The 25,239-nt window shown below is 64.1% G+C and carries 23 protein-coding genes and 1 tRNA gene; 3 read left to right on the top strand and 21 right to left on the bottom strand.

The window, feature by feature from the left end; all coding sequences use genetic code 11:
• Nucleotides 1-135: 135 nt before the first annotated feature.
• Nucleotides 136-732 (top strand): RNA polymerase sigma factor, encoded by a 597-nt coding sequence (locus N4264_RS09015; protein ID WP_261696709.1) that lies wholly within the window; start codon nt 136-138, stop codon nt 730-732.
• Between the two features lie 27 nt (nt 733-759).
• A complete protein-coding gene (locus N4264_RS09010; RefSeq protein WP_261696708.1) occupies nt 760-1,419 on the top strand; it encodes a hypothetical protein in 660 nt (219 codons plus the stop codon).
• A gap of 25 nt (nt 1,420-1,444) precedes the next feature.
• On the opposite strand, the gene N4264_RS09005 is transcribed toward N4264_RS09010, so the two are convergent.
• From N4264_RS09005 to N4264_RS08995, 3 genes are all read right to left on the bottom strand, one after another.
• Nucleotides 1,445-1,840 (bottom strand): GtrA family protein, encoded by a 396-nt coding sequence (locus N4264_RS09005; RefSeq protein ID WP_261696707.1) that lies wholly within the window; start codon nt 1,838-1,840, stop codon nt 1,445-1,447.
• 25 nt (nt 1,841-1,865) lie between these two features.
• On the bottom strand, nt 1,866-2,894 hold the full coding sequence (gene mtnA / locus N4264_RS09000) for an S-methyl-5-thioribose-1-phosphate isomerase (RefSeq protein WP_261696706.1): 1,029 nt from the start codon (nt 2,892-2,894) through the stop codon (nt 1,866-1,868).
• A 113-nt stretch (nt 2,895-3,007) separates the two neighbouring features.
• Complete coding sequence (locus N4264_RS08995; protein WP_261696705.1) at nt 3,008-4,807, bottom strand: ABC transporter ATP-binding protein; 1,800 nt, start codon at nt 4,805-4,807, stop codon at nt 3,008-3,010.
• On the opposite strand from N4264_RS08995, the gene N4264_RS08990 reads away from it, so the two are divergent.
• On the top strand, nt 4,801-5,727 hold the full coding sequence (locus tag N4264_RS08990; RefSeq protein ID WP_261696704.1) for a hypothetical protein: 927 nt from the start codon (nt 4,801-4,803) through the stop codon (nt 5,725-5,727). The two genes, N4264_RS08995 and N4264_RS08990, sit on opposite strands and share 7 nt — an antisense overlap.
• A 2-nt stretch (nt 5,728-5,729) precedes the next feature.
• Here the strand turns inward: N4264_RS08990 and N4264_RS08985 are convergent, their stop codons facing one another.
• The 18 genes from N4264_RS08985 to nuoH form a co-directional block, all read right to left on the bottom strand.
• Complete coding sequence (locus tag N4264_RS08985; RefSeq protein ID WP_261696703.1) at nt 5,730-6,188, bottom strand: hypothetical protein; 459 nt, start codon at nt 6,186-6,188, stop codon at nt 5,730-5,732.
• A gap of 150 nt (nt 6,189-6,338) precedes the next feature.
• Nucleotides 6,339-7,403 (bottom strand): class III poly(R)-hydroxyalkanoic acid synthase subunit PhaC, encoded by a 1,065-nt coding sequence (locus N4264_RS08980; RefSeq protein WP_261696702.1) that lies wholly within the window; start codon nt 7,401-7,403, stop codon nt 6,339-6,341.
• A gap of 8 nt (nt 7,404-7,411) precedes the next feature.
• Entirely contained in the window at nt 7,412-8,446 is a 1,035-nt protein-coding gene (gene phaE, locus N4264_RS08975; protein ID WP_261696701.1) for a class III poly(R)-hydroxyalkanoic acid synthase subunit PhaE, read from the bottom strand.
• A 114-nt stretch (nt 8,447-8,560) separates the two neighbouring features.
• Nucleotides 8,561-10,666 carry a polyribonucleotide nucleotidyltransferase gene (pnp, locus tag N4264_RS08970; RefSeq protein WP_261696700.1) on the bottom strand — a complete coding sequence of 702 codons (2,106 nt, stop codon included), beginning with the start codon at nt 10,664-10,666 and terminating at the stop codon, nt 8,561-8,563.
• Between the two features lie 24 nt (nt 10,667-10,690).
• Nucleotides 10,691-10,957 (bottom strand): 30S ribosomal protein S15, encoded by a 267-nt coding sequence (gene rpsO / locus N4264_RS08965; RefSeq protein WP_261696699.1) that lies wholly within the window; start codon nt 10,955-10,957, stop codon nt 10,691-10,693.
• 150 nt (nt 10,958-11,107) lie between these two features.
• Entirely contained in the window at nt 11,108-12,031 is a 924-nt protein-coding gene (gene truB / locus N4264_RS08960; RefSeq protein WP_261696698.1) for a tRNA pseudouridine(55) synthase TruB, read from the bottom strand.
• Between the two features lie 39 nt (nt 12,032-12,070).
• On the bottom strand, nt 12,071-12,427 hold the full coding sequence (gene rbfA / locus N4264_RS08955) for a 30S ribosome-binding factor RbfA (protein ID WP_261696697.1): 357 nt from the start codon (nt 12,425-12,427) through the stop codon (nt 12,071-12,073).
• A gap of 127 nt (nt 12,428-12,554) precedes the next feature.
• Nucleotides 12,555-15,293: a translation initiation factor IF-2 gene (gene infB, locus N4264_RS08950; protein ID WP_261696696.1), complete on the bottom strand. Its 2,739-nt coding sequence runs from the start codon at nt 15,291-15,293 to the stop codon at nt 12,555-12,557.
• Nucleotides 15,294-15,351: 58 nt separating this feature from the next.
• A complete protein-coding gene (gene nusA, locus N4264_RS08945) occupies nt 15,352-16,842 on the bottom strand; it encodes a transcription termination factor NusA (protein WP_261696695.1) in 1,491 nt (496 codons plus the stop codon).
• A 40-nt stretch (nt 16,843-16,882) separates the two neighbouring features.
• On the bottom strand, nt 16,883-17,407 hold the full coding sequence (gene rimP, locus N4264_RS08940) for a ribosome maturation factor RimP (RefSeq protein WP_261696694.1): 525 nt from the start codon (nt 17,405-17,407) through the stop codon (nt 16,883-16,885).
• 138 nt (nt 17,408-17,545) lie between these two features.
• Nucleotides 17,546-17,622 (bottom strand) — tRNA-Met (locus tag N4264_RS08935).
• A 49-nt stretch (nt 17,623-17,671) separates the two neighbouring features.
• Nucleotides 17,672-19,144, bottom strand: a complete 1,473-nt coding sequence (nuoN, locus tag N4264_RS08930; protein WP_261696693.1) for an NADH-quinone oxidoreductase subunit NuoN — start codon at nt 19,142-19,144, stop codon at nt 17,672-17,674.
• Between the two features lie 10 nt (nt 19,145-19,154).
• A complete protein-coding gene (locus tag N4264_RS08925) occupies nt 19,155-20,660 on the bottom strand; it encodes an NADH-quinone oxidoreductase subunit M (protein ID WP_261696692.1) in 1,506 nt (501 codons plus the stop codon).
• A gap of 21 nt (nt 20,661-20,681) precedes the next feature.
• Entirely contained in the window at nt 20,682-22,742 is a 2,061-nt protein-coding gene (nuoL, locus tag N4264_RS08920) for an NADH-quinone oxidoreductase subunit L (RefSeq protein WP_261696691.1), read from the bottom strand.
• Between the two features lie 6 nt (nt 22,743-22,748).
• Nucleotides 22,749-23,054, bottom strand: coding sequence for an NADH-quinone oxidoreductase subunit NuoK (gene nuoK / locus N4264_RS08915; protein WP_261696690.1), 306 nt, complete (start codon nt 23,052-23,054; stop codon nt 22,749-22,751).
• Nucleotides 23,051-23,668 carry an NADH-quinone oxidoreductase subunit J gene (locus N4264_RS08910; RefSeq protein ID WP_261696689.1) on the bottom strand — a complete coding sequence of 206 codons (618 nt, stop codon included), beginning with the start codon at nt 23,666-23,668 and terminating at the stop codon, nt 23,051-23,053. The genes nuoK and N4264_RS08910 overlap by 4 nt, the downstream gene beginning before the upstream one ends.
• A 17-nt stretch (nt 23,669-23,685) precedes the next feature.
• Nucleotides 23,686-24,177 carry an NADH-quinone oxidoreductase subunit NuoI gene (gene nuoI / locus N4264_RS08905; protein ID WP_261696688.1) on the bottom strand — a complete coding sequence of 164 codons (492 nt, stop codon included), beginning with the start codon at nt 24,175-24,177 and terminating at the stop codon, nt 23,686-23,688.
• Nucleotides 24,174-25,238, bottom strand: a complete 1,065-nt coding sequence (gene nuoH / locus N4264_RS08900) for an NADH-quinone oxidoreductase subunit NuoH (RefSeq protein WP_261696687.1) — start codon at nt 25,236-25,238, stop codon at nt 24,174-24,176. Before nuoH ends, nuoI begins: the two co-directional genes overlap by 4 nt.
• Nucleotide 25,239: the final 1 nt, after the last annotated feature.

Below are 25,239 nucleotides of genomic sequence, written 5' to 3'. Positions count from 1 at the left end.
ATGACAATTCGAATGCGTATGTCGAAAGCGGCTCGACGCGTGTCAAGCGCCCCGGCGCATGCCGAATTTTTCTAGTCACAATTTGTTTAATTGGATAGGATTGACAGCGACTCCCCGGTCCGCTTGTCAGCCTCCATGCCGAACGGTCTCGACCTCGCGTCCGTGCCCGCGTCTGCTGTCGACGCCGAACTGGTTGCACGAATCGCGTCGGGAGACCGACTCGCCGAACGCGCCCTCGTGCAGCGGTATATCCGCCCCATCCTGGCTGTCCTCAACCAGCGCCTGCACCAGCCGGAACTGGCTCGCGACCTGGCACAGGAAACCTTCATCATCGCGATGGAGCGCCTGCGCGGCGACGGGGTGGACGATCCGGAGCGCCTTGCCGGATTCCTTCGCCAGACCGCCATCAATCTGGCCATTGGCGAGAAGCGCAAGGTGCAGCGCCGACGCACGGATGCCGACAGCGACGGACTCGCCGCCGCCGTCGACGACTCCGCCGGACCGCTGGCCCTGCTTGAACAACAACAGGTCACCACGCTGGTTCGCCAGCTCATTGCGGAACTGCCCGTTCCGCGCGACCGGGACTTGCTCTGGCGTCACTACGTCCTGGATCATGACAAGGCGGACCTGTGCCGCGACTACGAGCTCAGCGCAGAGCATTTCGACCGCGTGCTGCACCGCGCACGCAGTCGCCTGCGCGAACTGGCGGAGAGAAACCATACTGTTCCGTAAGATTGCCGCCGTCGCGGAGCCCCTCCGATGAACGACGTGCACGTTGCCACTGATGAGCGGATCCGCAGCTACCTGGCCGGCGAGCTGACCGGCGAGGCGCTGGAGCGTTTCGAGCTGGAACTGTTCCAGGATCCGGCGCTGCTGCACGCCGTCGAAACCGAACGTGTCTTGCGCACCGGGCTGCGCACGATCGCCAGCGGATCGGTATCGCCGATCGGCGCCGCCGGTCCGCCGCGCCGCCCGTCCATTGCCGCCTGGCCGATTGCCGCCAGCTTCATGCTCGGCGCACTGTTGCCATCGCTGCTGCTATGGCGATTGTGGTCCTCGCCGTCGACGCAATCCGTCGCCGCAAACGTGCAGGTCATGCTGGTGGATACCGCCCGCAGCGCCGTCGCGGCGACCGCGCTGCGCATTGATCCCGCCGCGCCCCGCGTGGTGTTGCAATTTGCCGTGACGCTCAGCGCGGAGACGGCACAGAGTGTGCGCGACTACGTCATCGACCTGACCTGGCCCGATGGCACGCGGCGGCGCTTCGAAGGGCTGACGGCACGGGGATTCGGGGAGCTCAGCCTGGATTTCGCCGCGTCCCAGCTGCCGGCCGGCACCTATTCCGCCGCGATTTCAACCCGCGGCCACGATGGGCATCTGGCCGAATACACCACGCAGACCTTCGCCCTGGCCAAGTGAAGCCGGCGAAGTGTCACATGACGCCTCAACCAGCGCGTTGCCGGCGATAGATCCACCAGCGCGACGTGGCGAAATTCACCGCCAGCCCGCCGATCGAACCGGCGGCCACGCCCAGTTCCGGATACAGGCGCACCAGTGGTGAGGCATAGTAAAGAAAGGCATAAATGCCATAGTTCACGACAAATCCGCCACACATCGCAAACAGGTAGCGCGCCCACTCGCCGAGCAGCCCGTAGTTCCGCTCCTGCCGGAAGGTATGGTTGCGGTTGTACAGCCAGGTCGCCGTGGCGGCGCACAGGAACGAGAGCAGGCGCGCCAGGTACGCGTCCCAGCCGAATCCGCCAACCAGGACGCGCAGCACGCCGGCATCGACCACGAAGCCGATGACGCCGCCGATGCAGAAGAGCAGGAATTGCCGCACGGTCGATAGTGGCTGTGCCGGTCGCCTATTCCGCCGCGCCGGGACGGAACACGGCGGCCATGCTCTTGCGGTCCGGACGCTCGATGATGCCCCGCTCGGTCACGATGGCATCGATCAGGGAACTGGGCGTGACATCGAATACCGGGTTCCACGCGGAAGCGCCGTCAACCACCGTGCGCGTACCGCTGACGCCGAGCAGCTCGCTGGCGTCACGCAGCTCGATCTCGATGCCAGCGCCGTCAGCGGTGGCCATGTCGACCGTCGACGACGGCGCGACGACCATGAACTTCACGCCGTGGTGGCGCGCGGCAATCGCCAGCTGGTACGTGCCGATCTTGTTCGCCGTGTCGCCGTTGGCCGCGATGCGGTCGGCACCCACGATCACCCACTGCACGGCCCCCGAACGCATCAGGTAGGCCGCCGCCGAGTCGGCGATCAACTGGGCCGGTATGCCGTCGCGCACCAGCTCGTACATGGTCAGGCGCGCGCCCTGCAGCCACGGGCGGGTTTCGCCGGCGTAGACCTTGGACACCTTGCCCTTGGCGAAACCCGAGCGGATCACGCCGAGCGCCGTGCCGAACCCTGCCGTCGCCAGCGAGCCGGTATTGCAGTGGGTCATCACGCCGCCGCCGCTCAGCAGCGAAGCGCCCAGCTCACCCATTCGGCGATTGGCGGCGAGATCTTCCTCCTGGATATGCCGGGCTTCCTCGGTCAGGCGCGCCACGTCGCCACCCTGGTCGATCACGCCCTGCATGCGCTCCAGCGCCCACATCAGGTTAACCGCGGTGGGGCGGGACGCGCGCAGCAGGCGCAGGCAGTCAGAGAGGATCTGCGGCGTATGCTGGGCGGCGAGCACGACGCCCCAGGCCGCGGCAATGCCGATTGCCGGCGCACCGCGGACAGCCAGGTCCTTGATCGCCTGGGCGACGTCGGCAGCGCTATGGCATTCAATGAACACCTCCTCGAACGGCAGGCGACGCTGGTCCAGCAGGCGGAGGCGGTCGCCCAGCCAATGTACGGCGCGGATGGTGTCGTGGCGGTCCAGTTCGGTCATGCCAAATCTCCGAAAACGAAGCGGGAGGATAGCGCAAGCCTGTGACGCCCCGCGCCTGGCAGCAACGCGGGGGGCTTGCGCGTTTCAAGAACGCAATAGCGGGACGAGGCCTGTCAGGCCGGCTCGGGCATCTGCGCAGCGGCGCCGGTCTGAACCTTCCAGAGCGCGGCGTAGCTGCCCGCGCGGCCGATCAGTTCGCGGTGCCGGCCAGCCTCGACGATACGGCCGTCCTCGACCACGACGACAGCATCCGCCTGGACGATGGTGGACAGGCGGTGCGCGATCACAATAACCGTGCGCTGGTGGGCCAGGCGCGCCAGGGAGCGCTGTATGGCCGCCTCGGTCTCGTTGTCGACGGCGCTGGTGGCTTCGTCCAGCAGCAGGATCGGGGGATCCTTCAGCAGTGCGCGCGCAATCGACAGGCGCTGGCGCTGTCCGCCGGACAGCTTGATGCCCCGCTCGCCGACGGGCGTGTCGTAGCCCTGCGGCAGGCGGGTAATGAACTCATGCGCTTCGGCCGCCATCGCCGCAGCGACGATCTCCGATTCGCTCGCGCCCGGACGGCCATAGGCAATGTTGTCGCGCACGCTGCCCTCGAACAGGAAGACATCCTGGGCAACCCACCCGATCTGCGATCGCAGCCAGGCCAGCGGGTAGCTGGCCAGCGGACGGCCGTCCAGGAAGATCTGGCCCTGCGTGGGCTCGTAGAAGCGCAGCAGCAGCTTGATCAACGAACTCTTTCCGCCCCCGGTGGCGCCGACCAGGGCCACCGTCGTGCCTGCCGTGATATCCAGCGTGACGCCGTGGAGCACCGGGTTGCCGTTCGCGTAGGCGAAGTGGACCTGGTCCAGGCGAATGTCGCCGCGCGCGGGCTGCGCCGGTTCAGGCGTCGTCGCATCGGCAATGTGGATTGGGGTGGCCAGCAACCCGAGGATCCGCCGGGTCGAGGCCATCGCCCGTTCGAACAGGTCCACCGTCTCGGCCAACCGGGTCAGCGGCCACAGCAGGCGCTGGGTCAGAAACACCAGCACCGCGTAGAAGCCTGCCTGCAGGTGACCTTCGAGCACCAGCTGGCCACCGCGGACGAAGGTGCAGAGAAATCCAAACAGAATCGCCATGCGGATCAGCGGCACAAACGCCGAGCTCAGGCGGATGGCGTGGCGGTTGGCCGCCACGTAGGCCAGGCTGTCCGTCTGCAACCGCGCCAACTCCCGTTGCTCGGCACCGAAGCTGCGCACGGTGGCGATACCCGCAAGGTTGTTCGCCAGCCGCCCGGACAGCGCAGCGACTTTTTCCCGCACACGGTCATAGCGCGGACCTGCCTTGCGCTGGAAGAAGAACGCACCCCACAGGATCACCGGAATCGGGGTGAAGGCCAGAACCGCAATTTGCGGCGAAATCGCAAAAAAGACCGCGCCGCAGGCGATCACAGTAACCACGACCTGGATCAGGTCGCTGGCACCGCCGTTGAGAAACCGCTCCAGCTGGTTGACGTCGTCATTGAGGATCGACACGAGTCCGCCGCTGGAGCGGTCCTCGAAATAGGCGAGGTCGAGATTCTGCACGTGAGCGAAGGCGGACGTGCGCAGTTCGTGCTGCAGATCCTGGGCGAGATTGCGCCACAGCACCAGGTAGGCGAACTCGAACAGGGATTCGAAGATCCAGATGGCCAGCGTAAGGCCGCCGAGCAGATAGACTTGATCCAGCGGGTCGGTGACGCCAAATCCGGCCACGAAGGATTGCTGTCCACGCACCACGACGTCGATGGCGATACCGATCAGGATCTCGGGCGCCACGTCGAACAATTTGTTGGCGACCGAACACAGGCTTGCCGCGATCAAACGGGCGCGATAGGGCCGCGCATAACGGATAAGCTGCCACAATGCAGCAAACGACGAGGTGGACGATGTCATCGAGAAAGCGTAGCACGGAGATTCCCGCCAAACGCGCGCCGACTTCAGCGGCGAAGCGGGACAAGGAAGCCGAGTTCCAGTCGCTGCTGCGCACTGCGTGCCTGAAGGCAGCCGGCGTCGGCGCGGTTTCGGCGCTGGCCGGCGCCATTCCCGGCGCGGGCACCCTGCTGCGCTTCACTCTCGGGGAGATCGCCGATATCGCCGCCATCACGGCGATCCAGGAAAAACTGATCGAAGACACGCTGACGCTCTATGACCTGCCCATGCCGGAGGCATTGCGCAAACCCCTGATCGCGCAGATCAGCGCACTGGGCGCCGGTGCCAGCATCGGTGTCGACGCCCTTGGCCGGAAGCTGTTCAACATCTATGGCAAGAAGCTCGGCGCCACCGTACTGGGCCGTGTCGCCCCGATCGCCTCGGTGCTGACCAGCGCCCTGGGCAATGCCTCGACCACCTACGCCATCGGGCGCCGCGCCCAGGCCTTCGCCAAGGTCGGCTCGGCACCGGTCGACAGCGTTGCCGACGCGCTGCGAGCGTTCACCGGTGTCGACGAACGCAAGGTGTGGGAATGGTCCGTTGCTGCCACCAAGGAAACGCTTGGCACTCTGGGCGGCGTGCTTTCGCGGGTGGCGGCATTGAACCCGTTTACCAAGGGCGACGGCACGCACGCCGAGGAGCCCGCAGCGGAACCCACGCCGGAAAAGCCCCGGCGCCGGCCGGCCGCCAAGAAGGCCTCGCCGGGCAAAAGCGCGGCAAAGGCGACAGGACGCAAGTCGGCCGCGAAAGAGGCTGTCGCGCGCAAGTCCGCGACCGCAAAGCCTGCCACCCCGGAAAGTGGCGCCTCGGCCAGGAAGAAGCCCGCACCCCGCAAGCGACAAAAGCCGACGCCGCCGGCTGATGCGGGCAGCGGGGAGCCCTGACCCTAGGCGCTCTTGCCTGACTCGGCCCCGGCTGCTCCCGCGTTCTCCGACGCGGAGCGCTGGACGATCATCGCCAGGCCGCCCACGAGCCCGTAGTACGCCCCCAGCAGCAGCACGGTCGTGAGTACCAGATGCGCCTGCAACCCAGCCACGCGATCGACGGGTGCCGCAGACAGCAGCACCCAGCGCAACATGGCGGCCAGTCCGGTGCCCACCCCGATGGCCGTGGCGAGGTAGGTCCAGCGATTACGCGGCCGCACCAGCTCGTGCACCATGGCCACCAGCGGCGCGACGACGGCAAACCAGATGGCCGCGCCGAACACGCTGCTGGTCAGCATCGCCAGGTAAGTGAGAAAGGCTTCGCCCGGGCTTTTCACCAGGTTGAAGACCAATTCCGGCACCGGCAACGCGAACACCATCAGCACCGGCGGTGAAAAGAGCATGCGACGAATTATCTGCACGGAATGAGCTCTGCCCGCAGCGCAGGCGTCTGAACACTGCCGCAGCAATTCCCCAGCGGCAGTTGCGTACTTTCGGCATCGGACGATAAACCCGTCCGCCGCATCGTTAAACGGCTGCGCCCGTCCCGGGCGCAGCCACGTGACCCTGCGTCAGGCGCGCTTTTGCAACCAGTCGTGGATCGCCGGTGGAACATCCCGCTGCGCACGACTGGAGACATAGATGCCAATATGACCGCCCTTGAAGGCGATCTGGGTGTAGTCGCTGGTGCCAACAGCATCCTTGAGGACGCGCGATGCAGCCGGGGGAACCAGGTGATCCTGCTCGGCGAAGATGTTGAGCACCGGCGAGCGGATGCTTTTCAGATCCACCGCCTTGTCGCCGATTTTCAGCCCGCCCTTGAGCAGCTTGTTGCCCTGGTAGAAATCCTTGATGAACTGGCGGAACGCCTCGCCCGCCTGGTCGGGCGAATTGAAGATCCACTTCTCCATCCGGAGAAAATTCTCCAGTTCAGCCTTGTTATCGAGGATATCGACCAGCCCGATGTACTTCTGCTGGTTCAGGCGCACGGGCTTGAGGGTGAGGTAGCAGTAGTTCATCAGGTCCGCCGGAACATTGCCGAGCGTGTCGACGAAGAGATCGACATCCAGCGACTGCACCCAGCGCGAAAGCATGTTGTCGGGGGTATGGAAATCCACCGGCGTCACCATGGTGACGAGGTTCTTCACCTTTTCCGGATAGATCGCCGAGAAACACAGCGAGAACGCGCCGCCCTGGCAGATACCCAGCAGGTTCACCGCGTCGACATCGTGCGTCTTGCGCAGGAAATCCACGCACCGGCGCAGATAGCCGTTGATGTAGTCGTCCAGTTCCAGGTAGCGGTCGGCGCCATCCGGATAGCCCCAGTCGATCAGGTAGACATCCTGCCCGAGCGCCAGCAGGTTCTTGACCATGGAGCGGTCTTCCTGCAGGTCGACCATGTACGGTGTGTTGACCAGTGCATAACAGATCAGCAGCGGCGTCTTCGTCGTCGGCGCCTTGCTGCCACGGAAACGGTACAAAGTCATCTTGTCTTCGCGATACACCGCTTCCTTCGGTGTGACGCCGAAGCTGACCTCGTCCAGCGACTGCAGCACCTTGGTGCCGGCAGACAGCTTCTGCTGCATCTTCAGCGCTTCATCCAGCGCTTTCTGCGGTTCAATTCGAATCGGGCCCATGGCTTACCCTAGCGCTTGGTCTTGGACGAATTCTTGGACGGCTTGGTCGTTGTGGCGGCGACCGGCGAAGCCGATGCGCCCACCTGCTGCCGGAGCGCAGCCAGCTCCGCCTTCAGCGCGGCTACTTCGGACGCAAGATCGGAGGGCGGTGCGTCGTTGCGATTGCGCAGTTCGCGGCGCAGTGCCAGCATGGACTTCTCCAGATTCTGCACTTCACTGCGCGTCGGCATGCCGAGCTGGCGCGTCTGCAGTTCCACTTCCTTCTGGGCCAGCGAACGCACGCGCATCTGTGCATTGACCATCGCGCCGTAGACTCGCGAGAACTCCTCCGACAAGGCGATCTCGGCGTAGGCTTCCTCTGCGGCATCCACCCACAGGTCGTAGATCGCCCGTACCGATTCGAGCTGGCGACCCGGCTCCTCGCGTTCGGCCAGCTTCGACTGGAAGCGTTCGAATCCATTCTGGCTGGATTTGAGCAGCAGCGCGTTGTAGCGGTTGGTCTGTTCCTGGTAGTCGGTCGCTGCGGCCGCGAGCTGCTGCCAACGCTCCTGGTGTTCGCGCGCCAGCCCGAATGCCGGCATGTCGAACGTTCCGACGGTGGACTGGCGCCAGCGGTCCATGCTGCGGGCGAACTCCCCCATCAGCTGTTCGAAGCCCCTGGCCCCCTGCCCGGCGATGTCGCGCAAGCTGGACGCCAGCGGATTGTTCAGCAGCGAGGGATCAATACCAGGGATGTTGAAGCCGTTGCGCAATGCATCGGTCCAGGATTGCGCATTGCCATCGCCCGCACGCCCCATGGCGGAGCCGAGCAGCGACTGCATCAGACTGATGTACGCCTTGCTGTTGGCGTTGATCCGTTCGAGCAGGTCATTCTGCTGCGAAGCACCGCCGAAGAGTTTCGCCCATTGATCGAATCCGGCCTGCCAGGGCAAGTCGGTATTCGCAGCGGCGGCAGGCATACCTTGCGACTTCCAGCCATCCCAATAGCGCCTGGAAAGCTCCTGCCAGTCGCCGAACCAATCCTGCGGTGTATTCGTAGACATTTTCACCTCTCCCGGGCCGCCGGATGCTACACCGACGACATGCTGCGTCGCAACAAAACAGCGTGCACAAAAAAGCCGGCGCGTGGCCGGCTTTTTTGTCGGTCACGGCATGGCTTACGCCGCTCCCTGCTCTTCTTCCGTCACGGCCTTCATCGACAGGCGGATGCGACCCTGCTTGTCCACTTCCAGGACCTTGACCTTGACCATGTCGCCTTCCTTGAGCTTGTCGGAAACCTTCTCGACGCGCTCGTTGGAAATCTGCGAAACATGGACCAGGCCGTCCTTGCCCGGGAGGATGGTCACGAACGCGCCGAAGTCCATCAGCTTGGCCACCTTGCCTTCATAGACACGGCCCGGCTCGACGTCGGAGACGATCATGTCGATGCGCTTCTTGGCTTCGTCCGCCGCCGCACGATTGACCGAGGCGATGACGATGGTGCCGTCGTCCTGGATGTCGATCGTGGTGCCGGTCTCCTCGGTGATGGCGCGGATGACCGAGCCACCCTTGCCGATCACTTCGCGGATCTTGTCCGGATGGATACGCATCGTCAGCAGGCGCGGCGCGAACTCGCTCATTTCCGAGCGGGCGGTCGTGATGACCTTGTTCATTTCGCCGAGGATGTGCAGGCGGCCGCGCTTGGCCTGTTCCAGCGCCACGCGCATGATTTCTTCGGTGATGCCGTCGATCTTGATATCCATCTGCAGCGCAGAGATACCCGCATCGGTACCGGCCACCTTGAAATCCATGTCGCCCAGGTGATCTTCGTCGCCCAGGATGTCGGACAGCACGACAAAATCGTCGCCTTCCTTCACCAGGCCCATCGCGATACCGGCAACCGGCGCTTTCAGCGGCACGCCGGCATCCATCATCGCCAGCGAGGAACCGCAGACCGAGGCCATCGACGAGGAACCGTTCGACTCGGTGATCTCGGAGACGACGCGCAGCACGTACGGGAATTCTTCCATCGACGGCTTGACGGCCTGCACGCCGCGCTTGGCGAGACGGCCGTGGCCGATCTCACGACGCTTCGGGCCGGCCATGCGGCCGCACTCGCCCACCGAGAACGGCGGGAAGTTGTAGTGGAACAGGAACGTATCCTTCGATTCGCCTTCCGGCGCGTCGATGATCTGGGAGTCCTTGGTGGTGCCCAGGGTCACGGTCACCAGGGCCTGCGTCTCACCGCGCGTGAACAGGGCCGACCCGTGCGTGCGCGGCAGTACGCCGACGCGGACGTTGATCGGGCGAACGGTATCGAGCTGGCGGCCGTCGATGCGGACCTTGGTCTTGAGGACGCCGTCGCGCATGGTGCGGTATTCGAGGTCACCCAGGGCGCCGCCGATCTCGCCGTCGGTCCAGCCGTTGGCGATGGCCTGCTCGGCGATGGCGGCCTTGACGTCGGTCTTCACCTTGGCCAGCTCGTCACGGCGCTGCAGCTTGTCACGGATCTGGAACGCATCCGCCATGCGGTTGCCGATCACGCCGGTGAGGGCGTCGAACAGCGCGTCATTGCGGGTCGGGGCGGTCCAGTTGAAGGTCTTGCGGCCGGCTTCGGCGGCAAACGCGTTGATCGCGTCGATCGCCGTCTGCATGGCCTTGTGGCCAAAGGTGACTGCGCCGAGCATGACTTCCTCGGACAGCAGCTTGGCTTCGGATTCGACCATCAGGACCGCGTTGGCGGTACCGGCGACAACCAGTTCGAGTTCAGAAGTGGCCAGCTCGCTGACGACCGGATTGAGCAGGTACTGGCCATTGGCGTAACCCACCTTGGCGGCGGCAATCGGGCCCTTGAAGGGAACGCCGGCCAGGACCAGAGCCGCGGAGGCACCGATCAGTGCCGGGATGTCGCCGTCGACTTCCGGATTCAGCGACATGACCGTCGCGATGATCTGGATTTCGTTCTTGAACTCTTCCGGGAAGAGCGGGCGGATCGGACGATCGATGAGGCGGGAGGTCAGCGTTTCCTTTTCGGTGGGACGACCTTCCCGCTTGAAGAAGCCGCCGGGAATACGACCGGCGGAGTAGAACTTTTCCTGATAGTCGACGGTGAGGGGGAAGAAATCCTGGCCCTCACGCGCCTTGCTGGCAGCCACCGCCGTGACGAGCACGACCGTACCACCCATGCTGACCATCACCGCACCGCTAGCCTGGCGGGCGATTTCGCCCGTCTCCAGTGTGACTTCGTGGTTACCGTACTGGAATGACTTCGAAATTTTCGCCACTGCCATCTCCTCGTGCGGGGTCGCTTAGCGGCGGATGCCGAGGCGGTCGATCAGGGTTTTGTAACGGGTGGCGTCTTTCGCCTTGAGGTAGCTCAGCAGGCGACGGCGCTGGTTGACCATCTTCAGCAGGCCGCGGCGGGAGTGGTGATCCTTGGCGTGCTTGGCGAAATGGCCGGAGAGGTGTTCGATACGGGCCGACAGCAGGGCGACCTGCACTTCCGGGGAGCCGGTGTCGTTGGGCACGCGGCCGTAGTCGGCGAGAATCTTCTGAGTCTGTTCGGCAGTCAGCATTTTCGGAACCTTGAAAGCTAGGCGAGGCTTGTGCAGCTCCACCTTCCGATGGCGCTGCACAAGCCCCGCGTGGGGTGAATTGTCTGGTGAGCGTTGTATTTTAGCGCCAACGTTCGCGGCGCAACAAGTCTGCGATGTCCGGAGGCCGCTTCACACCGGCAGGTTGAGGCCGCGCCGGACCTTCAGGTCACCGGCTTCCACCTCGCCCAGGGCGATCAGGTGACCGGCCGCATCGTGCACCCGGCACAGCCCCGGTGCCAGCGCTCCCACGCGGACCGGCTGCCCCATCTGCAGGCGCCGCGCCTGGTCGGCGTCGAGCGTGACCAGCGGCATGCCGGCCAAACCCTGATCCGTCGGCAGTATCAGCCGGTCAAGGGCAGCGCGCCCTTGCGTCGCGAGGGTCGCCTCGAGGGCGTCCACTGTGAACATCTGCGGCACGCGGAAAGGGTCGACCCAGGTGCGGCGCAATGCCGACAGGTGCGCGCCGCACCCCAGGGCCCCGCCCAGGTCCACCGCCAGGCTGCGGATATAGGTGCCGGAGCCGCATTCAACCAGGAGGGTCAGCTGCAACGGGGTCTGCGAGAGGACTTCCAGCCGGTGCACCTCGACCTGCCGCGGCGCGACGACGACCGTTTCGCCCTGCCGCGCAAGGCGGTAGAGCGGAACACCGCCCTGCTTGAGCGCCGAATAGACCGGAGGTGTCTGCCAGATGCGGCCGCGCAACGGTGCCAAAGCCTGCTCAACATCCGCGGCAGTGAGCGTCGGCACGGGGCGTACCTGGTCGATCTCGCCTTCGGCATCGCCGGTGACGGTGGTGGTGCCCAGTTCGACGGTCGCGACGTAGGCCTTGCCCGATCCGAGCAGGTAACCGGCGATCTTGGTCGCCTCACCCAGGCAGATCGGCAACAGGCCGGTCGCCATCGGATCGAGCGAACCGGTATGTCCGCCCTTGGCGGCCGCATACAGGCGGCGAACTTTCTGCAGGGCCTGGTTCGAGCTGAGGCCTTTGGGCTTGTCGAGCAGGACAATGCCGTGCACGTCGCGCCAGGCCGTCGGGTCGGGTTTCTTGCTCATGGATTCGGAGTGGACGACCGCGAGGCAGCCGCCAGCGGACTAGAGACGTCCCTTTTCCTTCTCGCCGCGGAGCAGGGCTTCGATACGCTCGCCCTTGTCGACCGAATCGTCGTAGCGGAAGCGCAGCTCCGGCACACGGCGGATCTTCATGATGCGCGAGAGCTCGCGGCGGAAATCTTTCGCCATCTCGTTGAGCAGCTTGACCGCGGGCGGCCCCTGCTCGGCAATGAGGGCGGTGACGTAGACGACGGCGGTGTCCAGTTCGCGCGAGGCCTCGACATCCGACACGGACACCGATGGCAGCGCATGATCGCGCACGACCTCGTGCACCATCGTGCCCACCAGACGGCGAAGCTCGGCGGAGATACGGTCAGAGCGATTGAAAGAATTGGGCATGATCCACCGCCAGTAGGTGCCACGTGATGCGCCGGGCGCATCACGTGATCCAGTTCAGGATGCGCCGGCAGGCGCCTCCTGTGATCCATTCAAGATGCGCCGTTGGCGCACCTTGTGATCAGTTCACTCAGAACGTGCGCTGCACTTCGATGCGCTCGAAGCACTCGATCTGGTCGCCCGGTTTGACGTCGTTGTACTGCTTCACGGCGATACCGCATTCCATGCCGTTGCGCACTTCGTCGACGATGTCCTTGAAGCGGCGCAGTGACTCCAGTTCGCCCTGGAAGATGACGGTGTTGTCGCGCAGCACGCGGATCGGCTTGTTCCGCTTGACGAAACCTTCGATGACCATGCAGCCCGCGACCGCGCCAAACTTGGAGCTGCGGAACACTTCGCGCACCTGGGCCACGCCGATGATTTCTTCGCGGATCTCCATGCCGAGCAGGCCGGAAGCCACCTGCTTCACCTGGTCGATCACGTCGTAGATGATCGAGAAGTAGCGCAGGTCCAGACCATTGGTTTCGATGACCTTGCGCGCCGAAGCGTCCGCACGGACATTGAAGCCGATGATCGTCGCCTTCGAGGCAGCCGCCAGCGTCGCATCGGATTCGGTGATGCCACCGACGCCCGAAACGATGACGTTGACCTTCACCAGCTCGTTCGTGAGCTTGGTCAGCGCTTCCTTCAGGGCTTCGGCCGAACCCTGCACGTCCGCCTTGACGACGAGGTTCAGGGTCTGCTGTTCGCCGCCCTGGGTCATCGTCGCCATGATGTCTTCAAGCTTGGTGCTCTGCTTGATCAGGCGCGATTCGCGGCGCTTCATGTTGCGCTGCTGGGCAACGTCCTTGGCCAGGCGTTCGTCTTCGACGGAGACGAAGTCGTCGCCCGCGTCCGGCACGCCGGAAAGTCCCAGCACCTGCACCGGGATCGACGGACCTGCCTCGGTCACCTGCTTGCCCGATTCATTGAACATCGCACGGACGCGGCCGTACTCGATGCCGCAGACCAGGAAGTCGCCCTTCTTGAGCGTACCGGCCTGCACCAGCACCGTGGCCACCGGGCCGCGGCCCTTGTCGAGGCTGGCTTCCACGACCACGCCCGAGGCGCGGCCATCGCGCACCGCGCGCAGTTCCAGCACTTCAGCCTGGACCGAGATGGCATCGAGCAGCGCGTCCACGCCCATGCCGGTCTTGGCCGACAGCGGCACGAACTGCACGTCGCCGCCCCACTCTTCCGGCACGACCTCGTGCTGCACCAGGCCCTGCTTGACGTTGTCCGGGTTTGCCTCGGACTTATCCATCTTGTTGACTGCGACAATGATCGGCACGTTGGCCGCACGCGCGTGCTTCACGGCTTCGATCGTCTGCGGCATGACGCCGTCATCCGCGGCGACGACCAGCACGACGATGTCGGTCAACTTGGCACCGCGGGCGCGCATCGAGGTGAACGCCGCGTGGCCCGGCGTATCGAGGAAGGTGATCACGCCCTTGTCGGTGGTGACGTGGTACGCGCCGATATGCTGCGTGATGCCACCGGCTTCACCCGCCGCGACCTTGGTGCGTCGGATGTAGTCGAGCAGCGAGGTCTTGCCGTGGTCGACATGACCCATGATGGTCACTACCGGCGGACGCACTTCCTTGTCGCCCTGGTCAGCTTCGTTCCGGGCGATCAGGGTGGTCTCCGCATCCTTGGCGTCGGCACGGACAGCCTTGTGGCCCAGTTCCTCGACGACGAGCACCGCGGTGTCGTGGTCGACGACCTGGTTGATCGTGGCCATCACGCCCATTTTGAACAGGGCCTTGACCACATCGGAACCCTTGACCGCCATCTTCTGCGCGAGATCGGCCACGATGATGCCGTCGCCAATGGCGACTTCGCGAACGACCGGGGCCGTCGGCTTGGCAAAGCCGTGCTGGCCGGTGATGCGGCTGATGTCGGGTTTGCCACGCGGCTTCTTGCGGCTGAAGCGGCGTGCGCGTTCCTCGGCCGTCAGGTGCAGCTCGCCGCCGGCAAAACGATGGCCGAGATCGGCGGTGGGGCCTTCCTGCATCCGATGTGATCCGTGTTTGACTTTGTTACGGGCCTGGTTCTGGTCGTCCGGGCGCTTGGGCGGCGGAGACGCAGGACGCGGCGTGTGGTGACGCGGCGCGTCATCGCGGCGCGGCGGCGGGGGTGATGTGGGGCGGGCGCCGGGGCCTGGTCCGGTGGAGGACGCAGGACGTGACGACGGTGCCGCATGACGCGGCGGAGGCGCGGCAGGACGCGGCGGGGTCGACGGCTGCGGCGCGCTGGTGGTCGCGGCAGGCGTCTTGTCCACCGGGGCCTTGGCGGCTTCTTCCGCGGCACGCCGCTCTTCGTCGCGACGGCGCGCTTCTTCGGCGGCGGCCGCTTCCGCCGCAGCGGCGGCAGCCGCTTTAGCCTCTTCTTCGGCGCGGCGCTTTTCCTGGGCCGCACGCTCGAGCTCGTCCGCCTCACGCTTGAGCGTGGACTCGGACAGCTTGCGCAGGGCCTCTTCGCGCTCGGTGTCGACTTTCTGCTCTTCCTCGACCGTGCTGCGCTTGACGTAGGTGCGCTTCTGGCGGACTTCGACGTTGACCGTCTTGCCGCGCGCAGCGCCCTGGTTCACGGTGATCTCGCTCACGGTCTTGCGCTTGAGCGTGATCTGGCGAGGTGCCGAGTCTTCGGCGACCGGTTCGGTCTTGCCATGCGTGCGACGCAGGAAACCCAGCAGTTTCACCTTCTCGGTGCTGCTGATGATCTGGTCCGCATTGCTGAATTTCATGCCGGCCTCGGCAAGCTGCGCGAGCAGCTTCTCGACCGGAGTGCCCAGTACCAGGGCCAGTTGCTTGATGGTGACGTCCGACATTCTCGTTACTCCGTGATCCGCCTGCTGCCAGTAACAACCGCTGCAAAACGCCCGCGGATTACGTCTCGGCTACGCGCGCGGCCACAATCAGCGCTGCGGCACGATCCTCGTCGAGTCCCTCGATTCCGAACTCCATCAGTTCATCAGTCGCCAGGTCAGCCAGATTCTCGCGCGTAACGATATCGTGCTGGGCCAAGGTGTAAGCCAGTGCTTCGTTCATACCGTCCACGGCCAGGAGGTCATCGGCCGGCTTGTGCTCATCAATCACTTCTTCCACGGCGAGCGCTTCGGTCAGGAGCGCATCGCGGGCACGGGCACGGAGTTCCTCGACGATATCCTCGTCGAAGCCTTCCACGGCCAGCAGTTCGCCGGTCGGCACGTAGGCGATCTCCTCGACGGTCGAGAAACCTTCCTGCACCAGGATGGCCGCGATTTCCGCGTCCACCTCGAGCTTGGTCATGAACAGCTGGCGCGCTGTTTCCTGCTCGGACTCGCTCTTGGTGCGAACCTGGGCTTCGGTCATGACGTTGAGCTGCCAGCCCGACAGCTTACTGGCGAGGCGCACGTTCTGGCCGCCGCGGCCGATGGCCTGGGACAGCTTGTCCTCGGCGACCGCGATGTCCATCGAGTGCTTGTCTTCGTCGACGATGATCGACTGCACTTCGGCCGGCGCCATCGCATTGATGACGAACTGGGCCGGATTGTCGTTCCACAGGACGATATCGATGCGCTCGCCGTTGAGCTCGTTCGACACCGCCTGAACGCGCGAACCGCGCATGCCGATGCAGGCGCCAATGGGATCGGTGCGGCTGTCGTTGGCAAGCACGGCGATCTTGGCGCGGTCGCCGGGGTCGCGTGCACAGGCCTTGATTTCGACCAGACCCTGGCCCACTTCCGGCACTTCAAGCTTGAACAGCTCGATCATGAATTCCGGCGCGGTGCGCGAGACGAACAGCTGCGGGCCGCGCGCTTCGGCACGGACATCAAACAGGTAGCCGCGGACGCGGTCGCCGGTGCGTACGGTCTCGCGCGGGATGGTCTTGTCGCGGGCGATGAAGGCTTCGGCATTGCCACCGAGGTCAAGATAGACCGCGCCGCGCTCGACGCGCTTGACGACGCCGGTGATCAGTTCGCCAATGCGGTCGCGGAAGGCGTCCACCACCTGCGCGCGCTCGGCTTCGCGGACGCGCTGCACGATGACCTGCTTGGCGGCCTGTGCGGCGATGCGGCCAAACTCGGGGTTTTCGATCTGCTCTTCCACGAAATCGCCGATGTCGGAGCCGGGTTTTTCGTCGACGGCGTCCATCAGGCGGATCATGCGCTCGGGCGATTCCATGACGACATCGTCAGGAACCACTTCCCAGCGGCGGAAGGTTTCATAGTCGCCGTTGGCGCGATTGATCGACACGCGGATCGAGACATCCTGGTCGACGTAGCGCTTCTTGGCCGCGGAAGCCAGGGCCGCTTCCATTGCCTCGAAAATCACGCCTTTGTCGACGCCCTTCTCGTTCGCAACCGCGTCCACCACCAACAGCAATTCTTTACTCATTGTCAGTCACTCCAACCGGCGCCCGCGACGCCTGGATTGTCTACTTGTTCGGTTTGCGCTTCGTTGCACCCGGCTTCGGACCCTTCGGTTTTTCCGGCGCCAGTCCCAGCGCCACGTAATCGGGCACCAGACGCGCTTTCTGGATATTGTCGTGCGCCACCGTGAATTCGACGCCGTCCTGGTCGATGGTTATCTGGTCGCCGTCGACACGGAGGATGACCCCCTGCAACCGACGACGCCCCTCGACCGGGAGGTTCAGCGCGATCTTTGCCACTTCACCGGTGAAGCGCTCGAACTGCGCCGGCGTGAACAGCGGTCGGTCGATACCCGGCGAAGACACTTCCAGCGTGTAGCGCCCCTCGATCGGGTCGTTCACGTCCATCTGCGCCGAGATTTCGCGGCTGACCGCCTCGCAATCTTCAATCGTGATGCCCCGTTCCGGCGCATCAATATAGATGCGCAGAAGGCTGTTGCCACGACTCGGCGCGTACTCGATGCCGAGGCATTCGAGGCCGAGATCAGCCACTACCGGGTGGATCAATTGGAGGAGTTCGTCGTCTTTCACGCTGCTTTCCGCACAAACAAAAAATGGGCACGAAGGCCCATTCCGTAGTCCGCCGTTGACTTGCTTCCCAACACCGGCAACGCGCGCGTCCTGCGCTCCTAGCAAAAAGGCCACACTAGGTGGCCTTTCGCATCTAACTGGTAGCGGGGGCAGGATTTGAACCTGCGACCTTCGGGTTATGAGCCCGACGAGCTGCCAGACTGCTCCACCCCGCATCAGAGAAAAAGAATTGTACGTGCCATCGAGAATTTACGCAAGCGTTTGTCAGTAAATTCCCAACGAACGGACGCACCACCCATACAGCGGCCCCCAAAAGAAGCCCAGCACCAGCAACGCGAGTGCATTCATGGAAATCGTCACGCGCATCGGCAGGTCACCGGGCGTCGGAAGCCGCGATTCATCATCCGCGTCATCGAAGTACATCACCTTGACGACGCGCAGGTAATAGAAGATGCCGACGATCGCGAAGACTGCGCCGGTCACCGCCAGCCAGATCTGGTGTGCATCGATGGCCGCCTTGAGCACCAGCAGCTTACCGAAGAACCCGAACATTGGCGGCACGCCGGCGAGCGAGAACATCACCAGCAACATCAGGAAGGCGTGCCAGGGCGAGCGCTGGTTCAGGCCCTTGAAGTCGTCGATCTCCTCGGCCTCGAAGCCGGCACGGGAGAGCAACAGGATCATGCCGAAGGCCGCGGCCGCCATGAGCGCGTAGCTGATCGCGTAGAACATCGCTGCCGCATAGCCGCCGGGCTGGCCGTTGACCAGGCCAAGCAGCAGGAAGCCAACGTGCGAGATGGTCGAATAGGCGAGCATGCGCTTGAGGTTGGACTGCATGATCGCCGCGATGTTACCGATCGCCAGGGACGCCACTGCCAGCACGGCCAGCATCTGCTGCCAGTGCGGGCCGGCGCCGTCCAGCCCTGTTTCGAGCAGGCGGTAGGCCATGCCGAACGCAGCCAGCTTGGGCGCTGAGCCGATGAAGACCGTCACGGCCGTCGGGGCCCCCTGGTAGACGTCGGGCAACCACATGTGGAACGGAGCGGCCCCGAACTTGAATGCGATGCCGACGACCACGAACACGACGCCGGTCAGCAACAGCTTGGACTGGGCATTCACCGGCACGGCGGCAAACTCACGGATGCCGTTCAGGTCCAGCGTGTGGGCCGCGCCGTAGATCAGCGACATACCGTAGAGCAGCATGCCCGAGGCCAGCGCGCCGAGAACGAAGTACTTCATCGCCGCTTCGGACGACAGGCGTGAATCCCGGTTCAGGGCGACCAGCGCATACGAGGACAGCGCCAGCAACTCCAGGCCCAGGTACACGATCACCAGGCTGCCCGCCGAGACCAGGAACATCATGCCCAGCACTGCAAAAAGGCAAAGAACGTAGTACTCGCCAACGTACAGGCTGCGGTCGCGCAGGTACGGTCGTGCGTATACGAACACCAGCGCTGAGGTCAGCAAAGCGAAGAGCTTGAGCGCATCAGCCATGCCGTCGCGAATGAACATGCCGCCGAAGGCAGTGACGCTCTTGGCCGCACCTGCAGTAACGGTCACGGCACCCGGGCCAGAGAGCACCAGCCAGGCCGTCACGGCCAGGATGGCGATGGAAAAGTAGTGCGTGACGTCACGCTGGCTCGGCTTGAGGAACACGTCCAGCAACAGCAGGACGCAGATCGCACCGGTCAGGAAGCACTCGGGAAGAAGGGTGAGGATATCGGTCAGGCTGATCATGGTCGGTCCCTCACACGCCCTTGCTCACGAGAATCTGGTCCACCAGTTGCTTGATGGGCGCGTCCATCAGATCACCCAGGGGCTTGGGCCACAGACCGAACAGCAGCACCGCCCCGGCGAAAGCCGCCAACACGAAGAATTCGCGGGCGTTGATGTCTTCCAGCTGGGCGACGTTCTCGTTGGCAACCTCGCCGAAGATCACGCGCTTGACCAGCCACAGCGTATACGCCGCGCCGATGATCAGGGTAAAGGCAGCCAGGGCCGCCACCCACGGATTCGACTGGAACGCCGCCAGGATCACCCAGAACTCGCCCACGAACCCGCTGGTGCCCGGCAGGCCGCAATTGGCCATCGCAAACAGCACGAACAGGGCGGCGAACTTCGGCATTGTGTTCACCACGCCACCGTAGTCCTTGATCATGCGGGTGTGCATGCGGTCATACAGCACGCCCACGCACGAGAACATCGCACCGGAAATGAATCCGTGCGAGATCATCTGGATCATCGCGCCCTGCAGTCCGATGCGGGCGGCATTGGCATTGTTGAGGTCGCGCGTCAACGCCATCGCGATGAACACGCCGAGCGTGACGAAGCCCATGTGCGCGATCGACGAATAGGCGATCAGCTTTTTCATGTCTTCCTGCACGAGGGCGACATAGCCCACATACACCACGGCGATCAGCGACATCGCGATGACGATCCAGGCGTACTCCGCGCTCGCGTCAGGCGTGATCGGCAGGGAGAAGCGGATAAATCCGTAACCACCGATCTTGAGCATGATCGCCGCCAGCACCACCGAACCACCGGTCGGCGCTTCGACGTGGGCGTCCGGCAACCAGGTATGCACCGGCCACATCGGCACCTTCACGGCAAAGGCCAGCAGGAAGGCGAAGAACAACCAGGCCTGTTCCTTGGCGGAAAGGCTGACCGAGGCTAGCGTCGCCAGGTCGAAGGTTCCGGCCTTGAAGTACAGGTAAATCAGGCCGATCAGCATGAAGATCGAGCCGAAGAAGGTGTAGATGAAGAACTTGAGCGTGGCATAGACGCGACGTGCCCCGCCCCACACGCCGATCAGGATGAACATCGGGATCAGCATGCCTTCGAAGAAGACATAGAACAGCAGCGCATCCATCGCGCAGAAGACGCCCACCATCAGGCCTTCCAGCACCAGCATGGCGGCCATGTACTGGTTGACCTTCTCGTCGATCGATCCCCAGGCGCCCAGCACCACCAGCACGCTGGTGAAGGTCGTCAGCAGAACCAGCGCGACGGAGATGCCGTCGACCCCCAGGTGGTAGTTCACCTGCAGGGCTTCGATCCAGACGAATTTTTCCTGCAGCTGCATCGCCGCACTGGCGCTGTCGAAGCGCGAGAGCATGAGGAGGCTGGCCGCGAATGTGACCAGCGCGACCAGCAGCGTGATCCAGCGCGCCATGTCGGGACGCTTCTCGCCTGCCAGCAGGACGGGGACGGCGCCGATGAAAGGCAGCCAGATCAGAAGACTCAACAGAGACATCGTTATTTTTCCCTTTGTCCCTTACCGCGCAGCCAGCCACAGACCGCCGAGGAGGACGATCAGTCCCAGGATCATCGCGAACGCATAGTGATACAGATAGCCGGACTGCACGCGGCGCACCGTCGCCGCCACGCGCGCGACCAGGGCGGCCGAACCGTTGACCATGCCGTTGTCGATGACTGCAACGTCACCGCCGCGCCACAGGCCACGGCCCAGCTTCACGCCGCCGCGGGCGAAGACCGCGAAATACAGGTCGTCGATGCCGTACTTGTTCTGCAGGATGCGGTACAGCGGCGCGAAGACCTTTGCCGCCTTGGCCGCGACCGAAGGATTGAACAGGTATACATAGGTTGCGGTGGCGAAACCGGCCAGCGCCAACAGGAACGGCCACTGCGTCAGTCCGTGCAGCACCATCGCACGGGGGCCATGGAACTCGTGCTTGAGTTCTTCCAGCGGGTTATGCCCCGCATGCACGTGGATCGCGCCGGCGAAGAAGTCGCCGAACAGCATCGGCTCCACCGCCAGCCAGCCGATGAAGATCGACGGAATGGCCAGCAGGACCAGCGGCACCGTGACCACCCACGGCGACTCGTGCGGCGCGTGATGGCCGTGGTCGTGGTGCGCATGATCGTGTGCCAGCTGTGCCTCGTGTTCCGGCGTATCCGCCTCGGGCACCACGTAATCGGCTTCGTGCTTGTCCTCGAAGCGTTCCTTGCCGTGATAAGTCAGGTAGATCAGGCGGAAGCTGTAGAGCGCCGTCACGAACACGCCGATCAGCACGCAGGCGTAGGCATAGCCCGAACCGAAGCGATGCGAGTGGCCGACGGCTTCGATGATGGCATCCTTCGAGAAGAAGCCGGAGAAGCCCGGGAAACCGGTCAGCGCCAGCGTGCCAATCCAGGCAGTAGCGAAGGTGACCGGCATGTACTTGCGCAGGCCGCCCATGTAGCGCATGTCCTGCTCGTGGTGCATGGCGATGATCACCGAGCCCGCGCCGAGGAACAGCAGCGCCTTGAAGAAGGCGTGGGTCATCAGGTGGAAGATCGCGGCGGAGTACGCCGACGCGCCCAGGGCAACCGTCATGTAGCCCAGCTGCGAGAGGGTCGAATAGGCGACGACGCGCTTGACGTCGTTCTGGACGATGCCGATCAGGCCCGTGAAAAGCGCCGTCGTGGCGCCCACGATCATGATGAACGAGAGGGCGGTTTCCGACAGCTCGTACAGCGGCGACATGCGGGCGACCATGAAGATGCCCGCGGTCACCATGGTGGCCGCATGGATCAGCGCGGAGATCGGGGTCGGGCCTTCCATCGAGTCAGGCAGCCACACGTGCAGCGGTACCTGGGCCGACTTGCCCATCGCACCGACGAAAAGCAGCACGCCGATGACAGTCGCGGCGGACCAGGGGTGACCCTTGATCAGCTCCAGCGTCTTGCCCGCCAGGGCGCCATCCTTCGTCGCTTCGGCGAAAACCTGCTGGTAATCGAGCGAACCGAACCACAGCAGCACCGCGGCGATACCCAGCAGGAAGCCGAAATCGCCGACGCGGTTGACCAGGAAGGCCTTCATGTTGGCGAAGATCGCCGTCGGCCGCTTGAACCAGAAACCGATCAGCAGGTACGACACCAGGCCCACCGCTTCCCAGCCGAAGAACAGCTGCATGAAGTTGTTGCTCATCACCAGCATCAACATCGAGAAGGTGAAGAGCGAGATATAGCTGAAGAAGCGCTGGTAGCCCGGGTCTTCGTGCATATAGCCGATGGTGTACAGGTGCACCAGCAGCGACACCGAGGTGACGACGACCATCATCACGGCGGTCAGGCGATCGACCAGGAAACCGACGCTCACACTGAGCGGACCGACTTCGAACCAGGTGTAGAGATTCTCGTTGAAGACGCCCCAGCCACCGGTGCTCAGCTGGTAGAGCACGTAGCACGACAGCAGGAAGGAAACCGCCACACCGGCGATGGTGACCGTGTGTGCACCGGCGCGGCCGACAGTACGACCGAACAGGCCCGCCACGATGGCGCCGAACAAGGGCGCCAGGGCGACAACGACGAGGAGAAGCTTCGGCGTGATCATCTGGTCTTAGCCCTTCATCGAATCGAGTTCGGCCACGTTGATGGTGCTGCGGTTGCGGAACAGCACGACCAGGATGGCCAGGCCGATCGCGGACTCCGCCGCGGCGACCGTCAGGATGAAGAACACGAACACCTGCCCCGATGCATCGCCGAGAAAGCGCGAGAAGGCGACGAAGTTCATGTTCACCGCGAGAAGCATCAGCTCGATCGCCATCAGCAGCACGATGACGTTCTTGCGATTGATGAAGATACCGGCCACCGAAATGCAGAAGAGAACGGCACCGAGCACGATGTAATGCGCCAGCGTGATCATGCGGATTCTCCTTCGCCGCGCTCGGCGGACATCTTGACGACACGCAGGCGTTCTTCACGCTTGACCATCACCTGCAGGCCCGGATTCTGCGTCTTGGTGCCGGTGCGCTTGCGCAGCGTCAGGGCAACCGCCGCGATCAGGGCGACCGTCAGGATCAGCGCGGCAATCTCGAACGGCAGCAGGAACTGGGTGAACAGGGCCTTGCCCAGCCAGGCGGTGTTGCCCATCCCGGCGGCGACGGCCGGATCCGGCGGCAGAGTCTGGGCGGTCATTGCCTTCACGCCGATCAGCGCCAGCATCTCCACCAGCATGACCGCCGCGACGATCACGCCGACGGGCAGGAAGCGGATGAAGCCCTCGCGCATCGACTCGGGCTTGATGTCGAGCATCATCACCACGAACAGGAACAGCACCATCACGGCGCCCACATACACCACCACCAGGGCGATGCCGAGGAATTCGGCCTCGGCCAGGATCCAGGTGGATGCGGCCGTGAAGAAGGTCAGCACCAGGAACAGGGCCGCGTGCACGGAGTTCTTCACCGTGATCACGGCCAGCGCCGACCCCACCATTACCGTGGCGAGCGCGTAGAAACAGACCAGCTGTAGCGTCATCGTCGGGTCTCCTGCGCTCAGCGATAGGCCGCGTCTTGGGCGCGGGCCTTGGCAATATCAGCCTCGAAACGGTCGCCGAGGGCCAGGAGCTTCTGCTTGGTCAGCACGTTCTCGCCGCGCTTTTCGAAGTGGTATTCGTGGATGTCGGTCTCGACAATCGAATCCACCGGGCAGCTTTCCTCGCAGAAGCCGCAGAAGATGCACTTGAACAGATCGATGTCGTAGCGCGTGGTGCGGCGCTGGCCGTCGCTTTCGCGCGGCGCCGCGTCGATCGTGATCGCCAGCGCGGGGCACACGGCCTCGCACAGCTTGCACGCAATGCAGCGCTCTTCGCCGTTCGGATAGCGACGCAACGCATGCAGGCCGCGGAAGCGATTCGACTTTGGAATCTTTTCCATCGGGTACTGCATCGTGTACTTCGGCTTGACGAGGTACTTGAGCGTCAGCCAGAGGCCCGCCAGGAGCTCGAGCAGGAGCAGGCTCTTGAAGTAGTGGATCACGCGATTCATGGCGAGGCTTCCGGACCGATGGTGACGCCGCCGAAATAGGCCAGGCAGCCGGCGACGAAGACCCAGGCGATGGTGATGGGGATGAAGACCTTCCAACCCAGACGCATGATCTGGTCGTAGCGGTAGCGCGGGAACGTCGCGCGGAACCACAGGAACAGGAAAGCCATGATGAAGGCCTTGATGAACAGCCACCACCAGCCCGGCGCCGACAGCAGGCCCATGCCCCAACCCTGGAAGGGAGACAGCCAGCCGCCGAGGAACAGCACGGCCGCCAGGAACGCGATCAGGATCATGTTCGCGTATTCGGCGAGGAAGAAGATCGCGAACGCGGAGCCGGAATACTCGACGTGGAAGCCGGCAACGATCTCCGACTCGCCTTCGGCGACGTCGAACGGCGCGCGGTTGGTTTCGGCCACGCCCGAGATGAAGTAGATGACGAACATCGGCAGCAGCGGCAACCAGAACCACTCGAAGAAGCCCTTGCTGCCGGACTGCGCGACGACGATATCGCTCAGGTTCAGGCTGCCGGCGAGGATCAGCACGCTGACCAGGGCCATGCCCATCGCGATTTCGTAGCTGACGACCTGGGCGGCAGAACGCATCGCCCCGAGGAAGGCATACTTGGAGTTGGACGCCCAGCCGGCCAGGATGATGCCGTACACGCCCAGCGAGGTCATCGCCAGCAGATACAGCAGGCCCGCGTTCGCATTCGACCAGGCGACTTTTTCGCCGATCGGCACGACCGCCCACGCCGCCATTGCCGGCACCAGCGCGATGATCGGCGCCAGGTAGAACAGGAAGGTGCTGGCGCGCTCAGGGACGGTGATTTCCTTGAACAGCAGCTTGAACACGTCGGCGAAGGCCTGCGCCAGGCCCATCGGGCCAACCTGGTTGGGCCCCATGCGCACGTGCATCCAGCCGATGACCTTGCGCTCCCACCACACATACATCGCCACCGAGATGATCAGCGGCAGCAGCGGCAGAAGGATCAGCCCGATCGCGACGGAGAGCGTCGGGAACTGGTTGACGAAAGCGTTGATCGCAGCAGTCAGGGAGTCCATG

This window comes from Tahibacter amnicola, assembly GCF_025398735.1.
Lineage (GTDB): Bacteria > Pseudomonadota > Gammaproteobacteria > Xanthomonadales > Rhodanobacteraceae > Tahibacter > Tahibacter amnicola.
Note: the sequence above shows the minus strand (reverse complement) of the source record. Positions and strands in the feature narration are given on the sequence as shown.

What these genes read in the sequence shown, in the direction of transcription:
- N4264_RS09015 (WP_261696709.1), top strand. Translation starts at nt 136, where the DNA reads ATGCCGAACGGTCTCGACCTCGCGTCCGTGCCCGCGTCTGCTGTCGAC.
- N4264_RS09010 (WP_261696708.1), top strand. Translation starts at nt 760, where the DNA reads ATGAACGACGTGCACGTTGCCACTGATGAGCGGATCCGCAGCTACCTG.
- mtnA (WP_261696706.1), bottom strand. Translation starts at nt 2,894, where the DNA reads ATGACCGAACTGGACCGCCACGACACCATCCGCGCCGTACATTGGCTG.
- N4264_RS08990 (WP_261696704.1), top strand. Translation starts at nt 4,801, where the DNA reads ATGTCATCGAGAAAGCGTAGCACGGAGATTCCCGCCAAACGCGCGCCG.
- N4264_RS08995 (WP_261696705.1), bottom strand. Translation starts at nt 4,807, where the DNA reads ATGACATCGTCCACCTCGTCGTTTGCTGCATTGTGGCAGCTTATCCGT.
- N4264_RS08980 (WP_261696702.1), bottom strand. Translation starts at nt 7,403, where the DNA reads ATGGGCCCGATTCGAATTGAACCGCAGAAAGCGCTGGATGAAGCGCTG.
- phaE (WP_261696701.1), bottom strand. Translation starts at nt 8,446, where the DNA reads ATGTCTACGAATACACCGCAGGATTGGTTCGGCGACTGGCAGGAGCTT.
- rpsO (WP_261696699.1), bottom strand. Translation starts at nt 10,957, where the DNA reads ATGCTGACTGCCGAACAGACTCAGAAGATTCTCGCCGACTACGGCCGC.
- truB (WP_261696698.1), bottom strand. Translation starts at nt 12,031, where the DNA reads ATGAGCAAGAAACCCGACCCGACGGCCTGGCGCGACGTGCACGGCATT.
- rbfA (WP_261696697.1), bottom strand. Translation starts at nt 12,427, where the DNA reads ATGCCCAATTCTTTCAATCGCTCTGACCGTATCTCCGCCGAGCTTCGC.
- infB (WP_261696696.1), bottom strand. Translation starts at nt 15,293, where the DNA reads ATGTCGGACGTCACCATCAAGCAACTGGCCCTGGTACTGGGCACTCCG.
- nusA (WP_261696695.1), bottom strand. Translation starts at nt 16,842, where the DNA reads ATGAGTAAAGAATTGCTGTTGGTGGTGGACGCGGTTGCGAACGAGAAG.
- nuoN (WP_261696693.1), bottom strand. Translation starts at nt 19,144, where the DNA reads ATGATCAGCCTGACCGATATCCTCACCCTTCTTCCCGAGTGCTTCCTG.
- N4264_RS08925 (WP_261696692.1), bottom strand. Translation starts at nt 20,660, where the DNA reads ATGTCTCTGTTGAGTCTTCTGATCTGGCTGCCTTTCATCGGCGCCGTC.
- nuoL (WP_261696691.1), bottom strand. Translation starts at nt 22,742, where the DNA reads ATGATCACGCCGAAGCTTCTCCTCGTCGTTGTCGCCCTGGCGCCCTTG.
- nuoK (WP_261696690.1), bottom strand. Translation starts at nt 23,054, where the DNA reads ATGATCACGCTGGCGCATTACATCGTGCTCGGTGCCGTTCTCTTCTGC.
- N4264_RS08910 (WP_261696689.1), bottom strand. Translation starts at nt 23,668, where the DNA reads ATGACGCTACAGCTGGTCTGTTTCTACGCGCTCGCCACGGTAATGGTG.
- nuoI (WP_261696688.1), bottom strand. Translation starts at nt 24,177, where the DNA reads ATGAATCGCGTGATCCACTACTTCAAGAGCCTGCTCCTGCTCGAGCTC.
- nuoH (WP_261696687.1), bottom strand. Translation starts at nt 25,238, where the DNA reads ATGGACTCCCTGACTGCTGCGATCAACGCTTTCGTCAACCAGTTCCCG.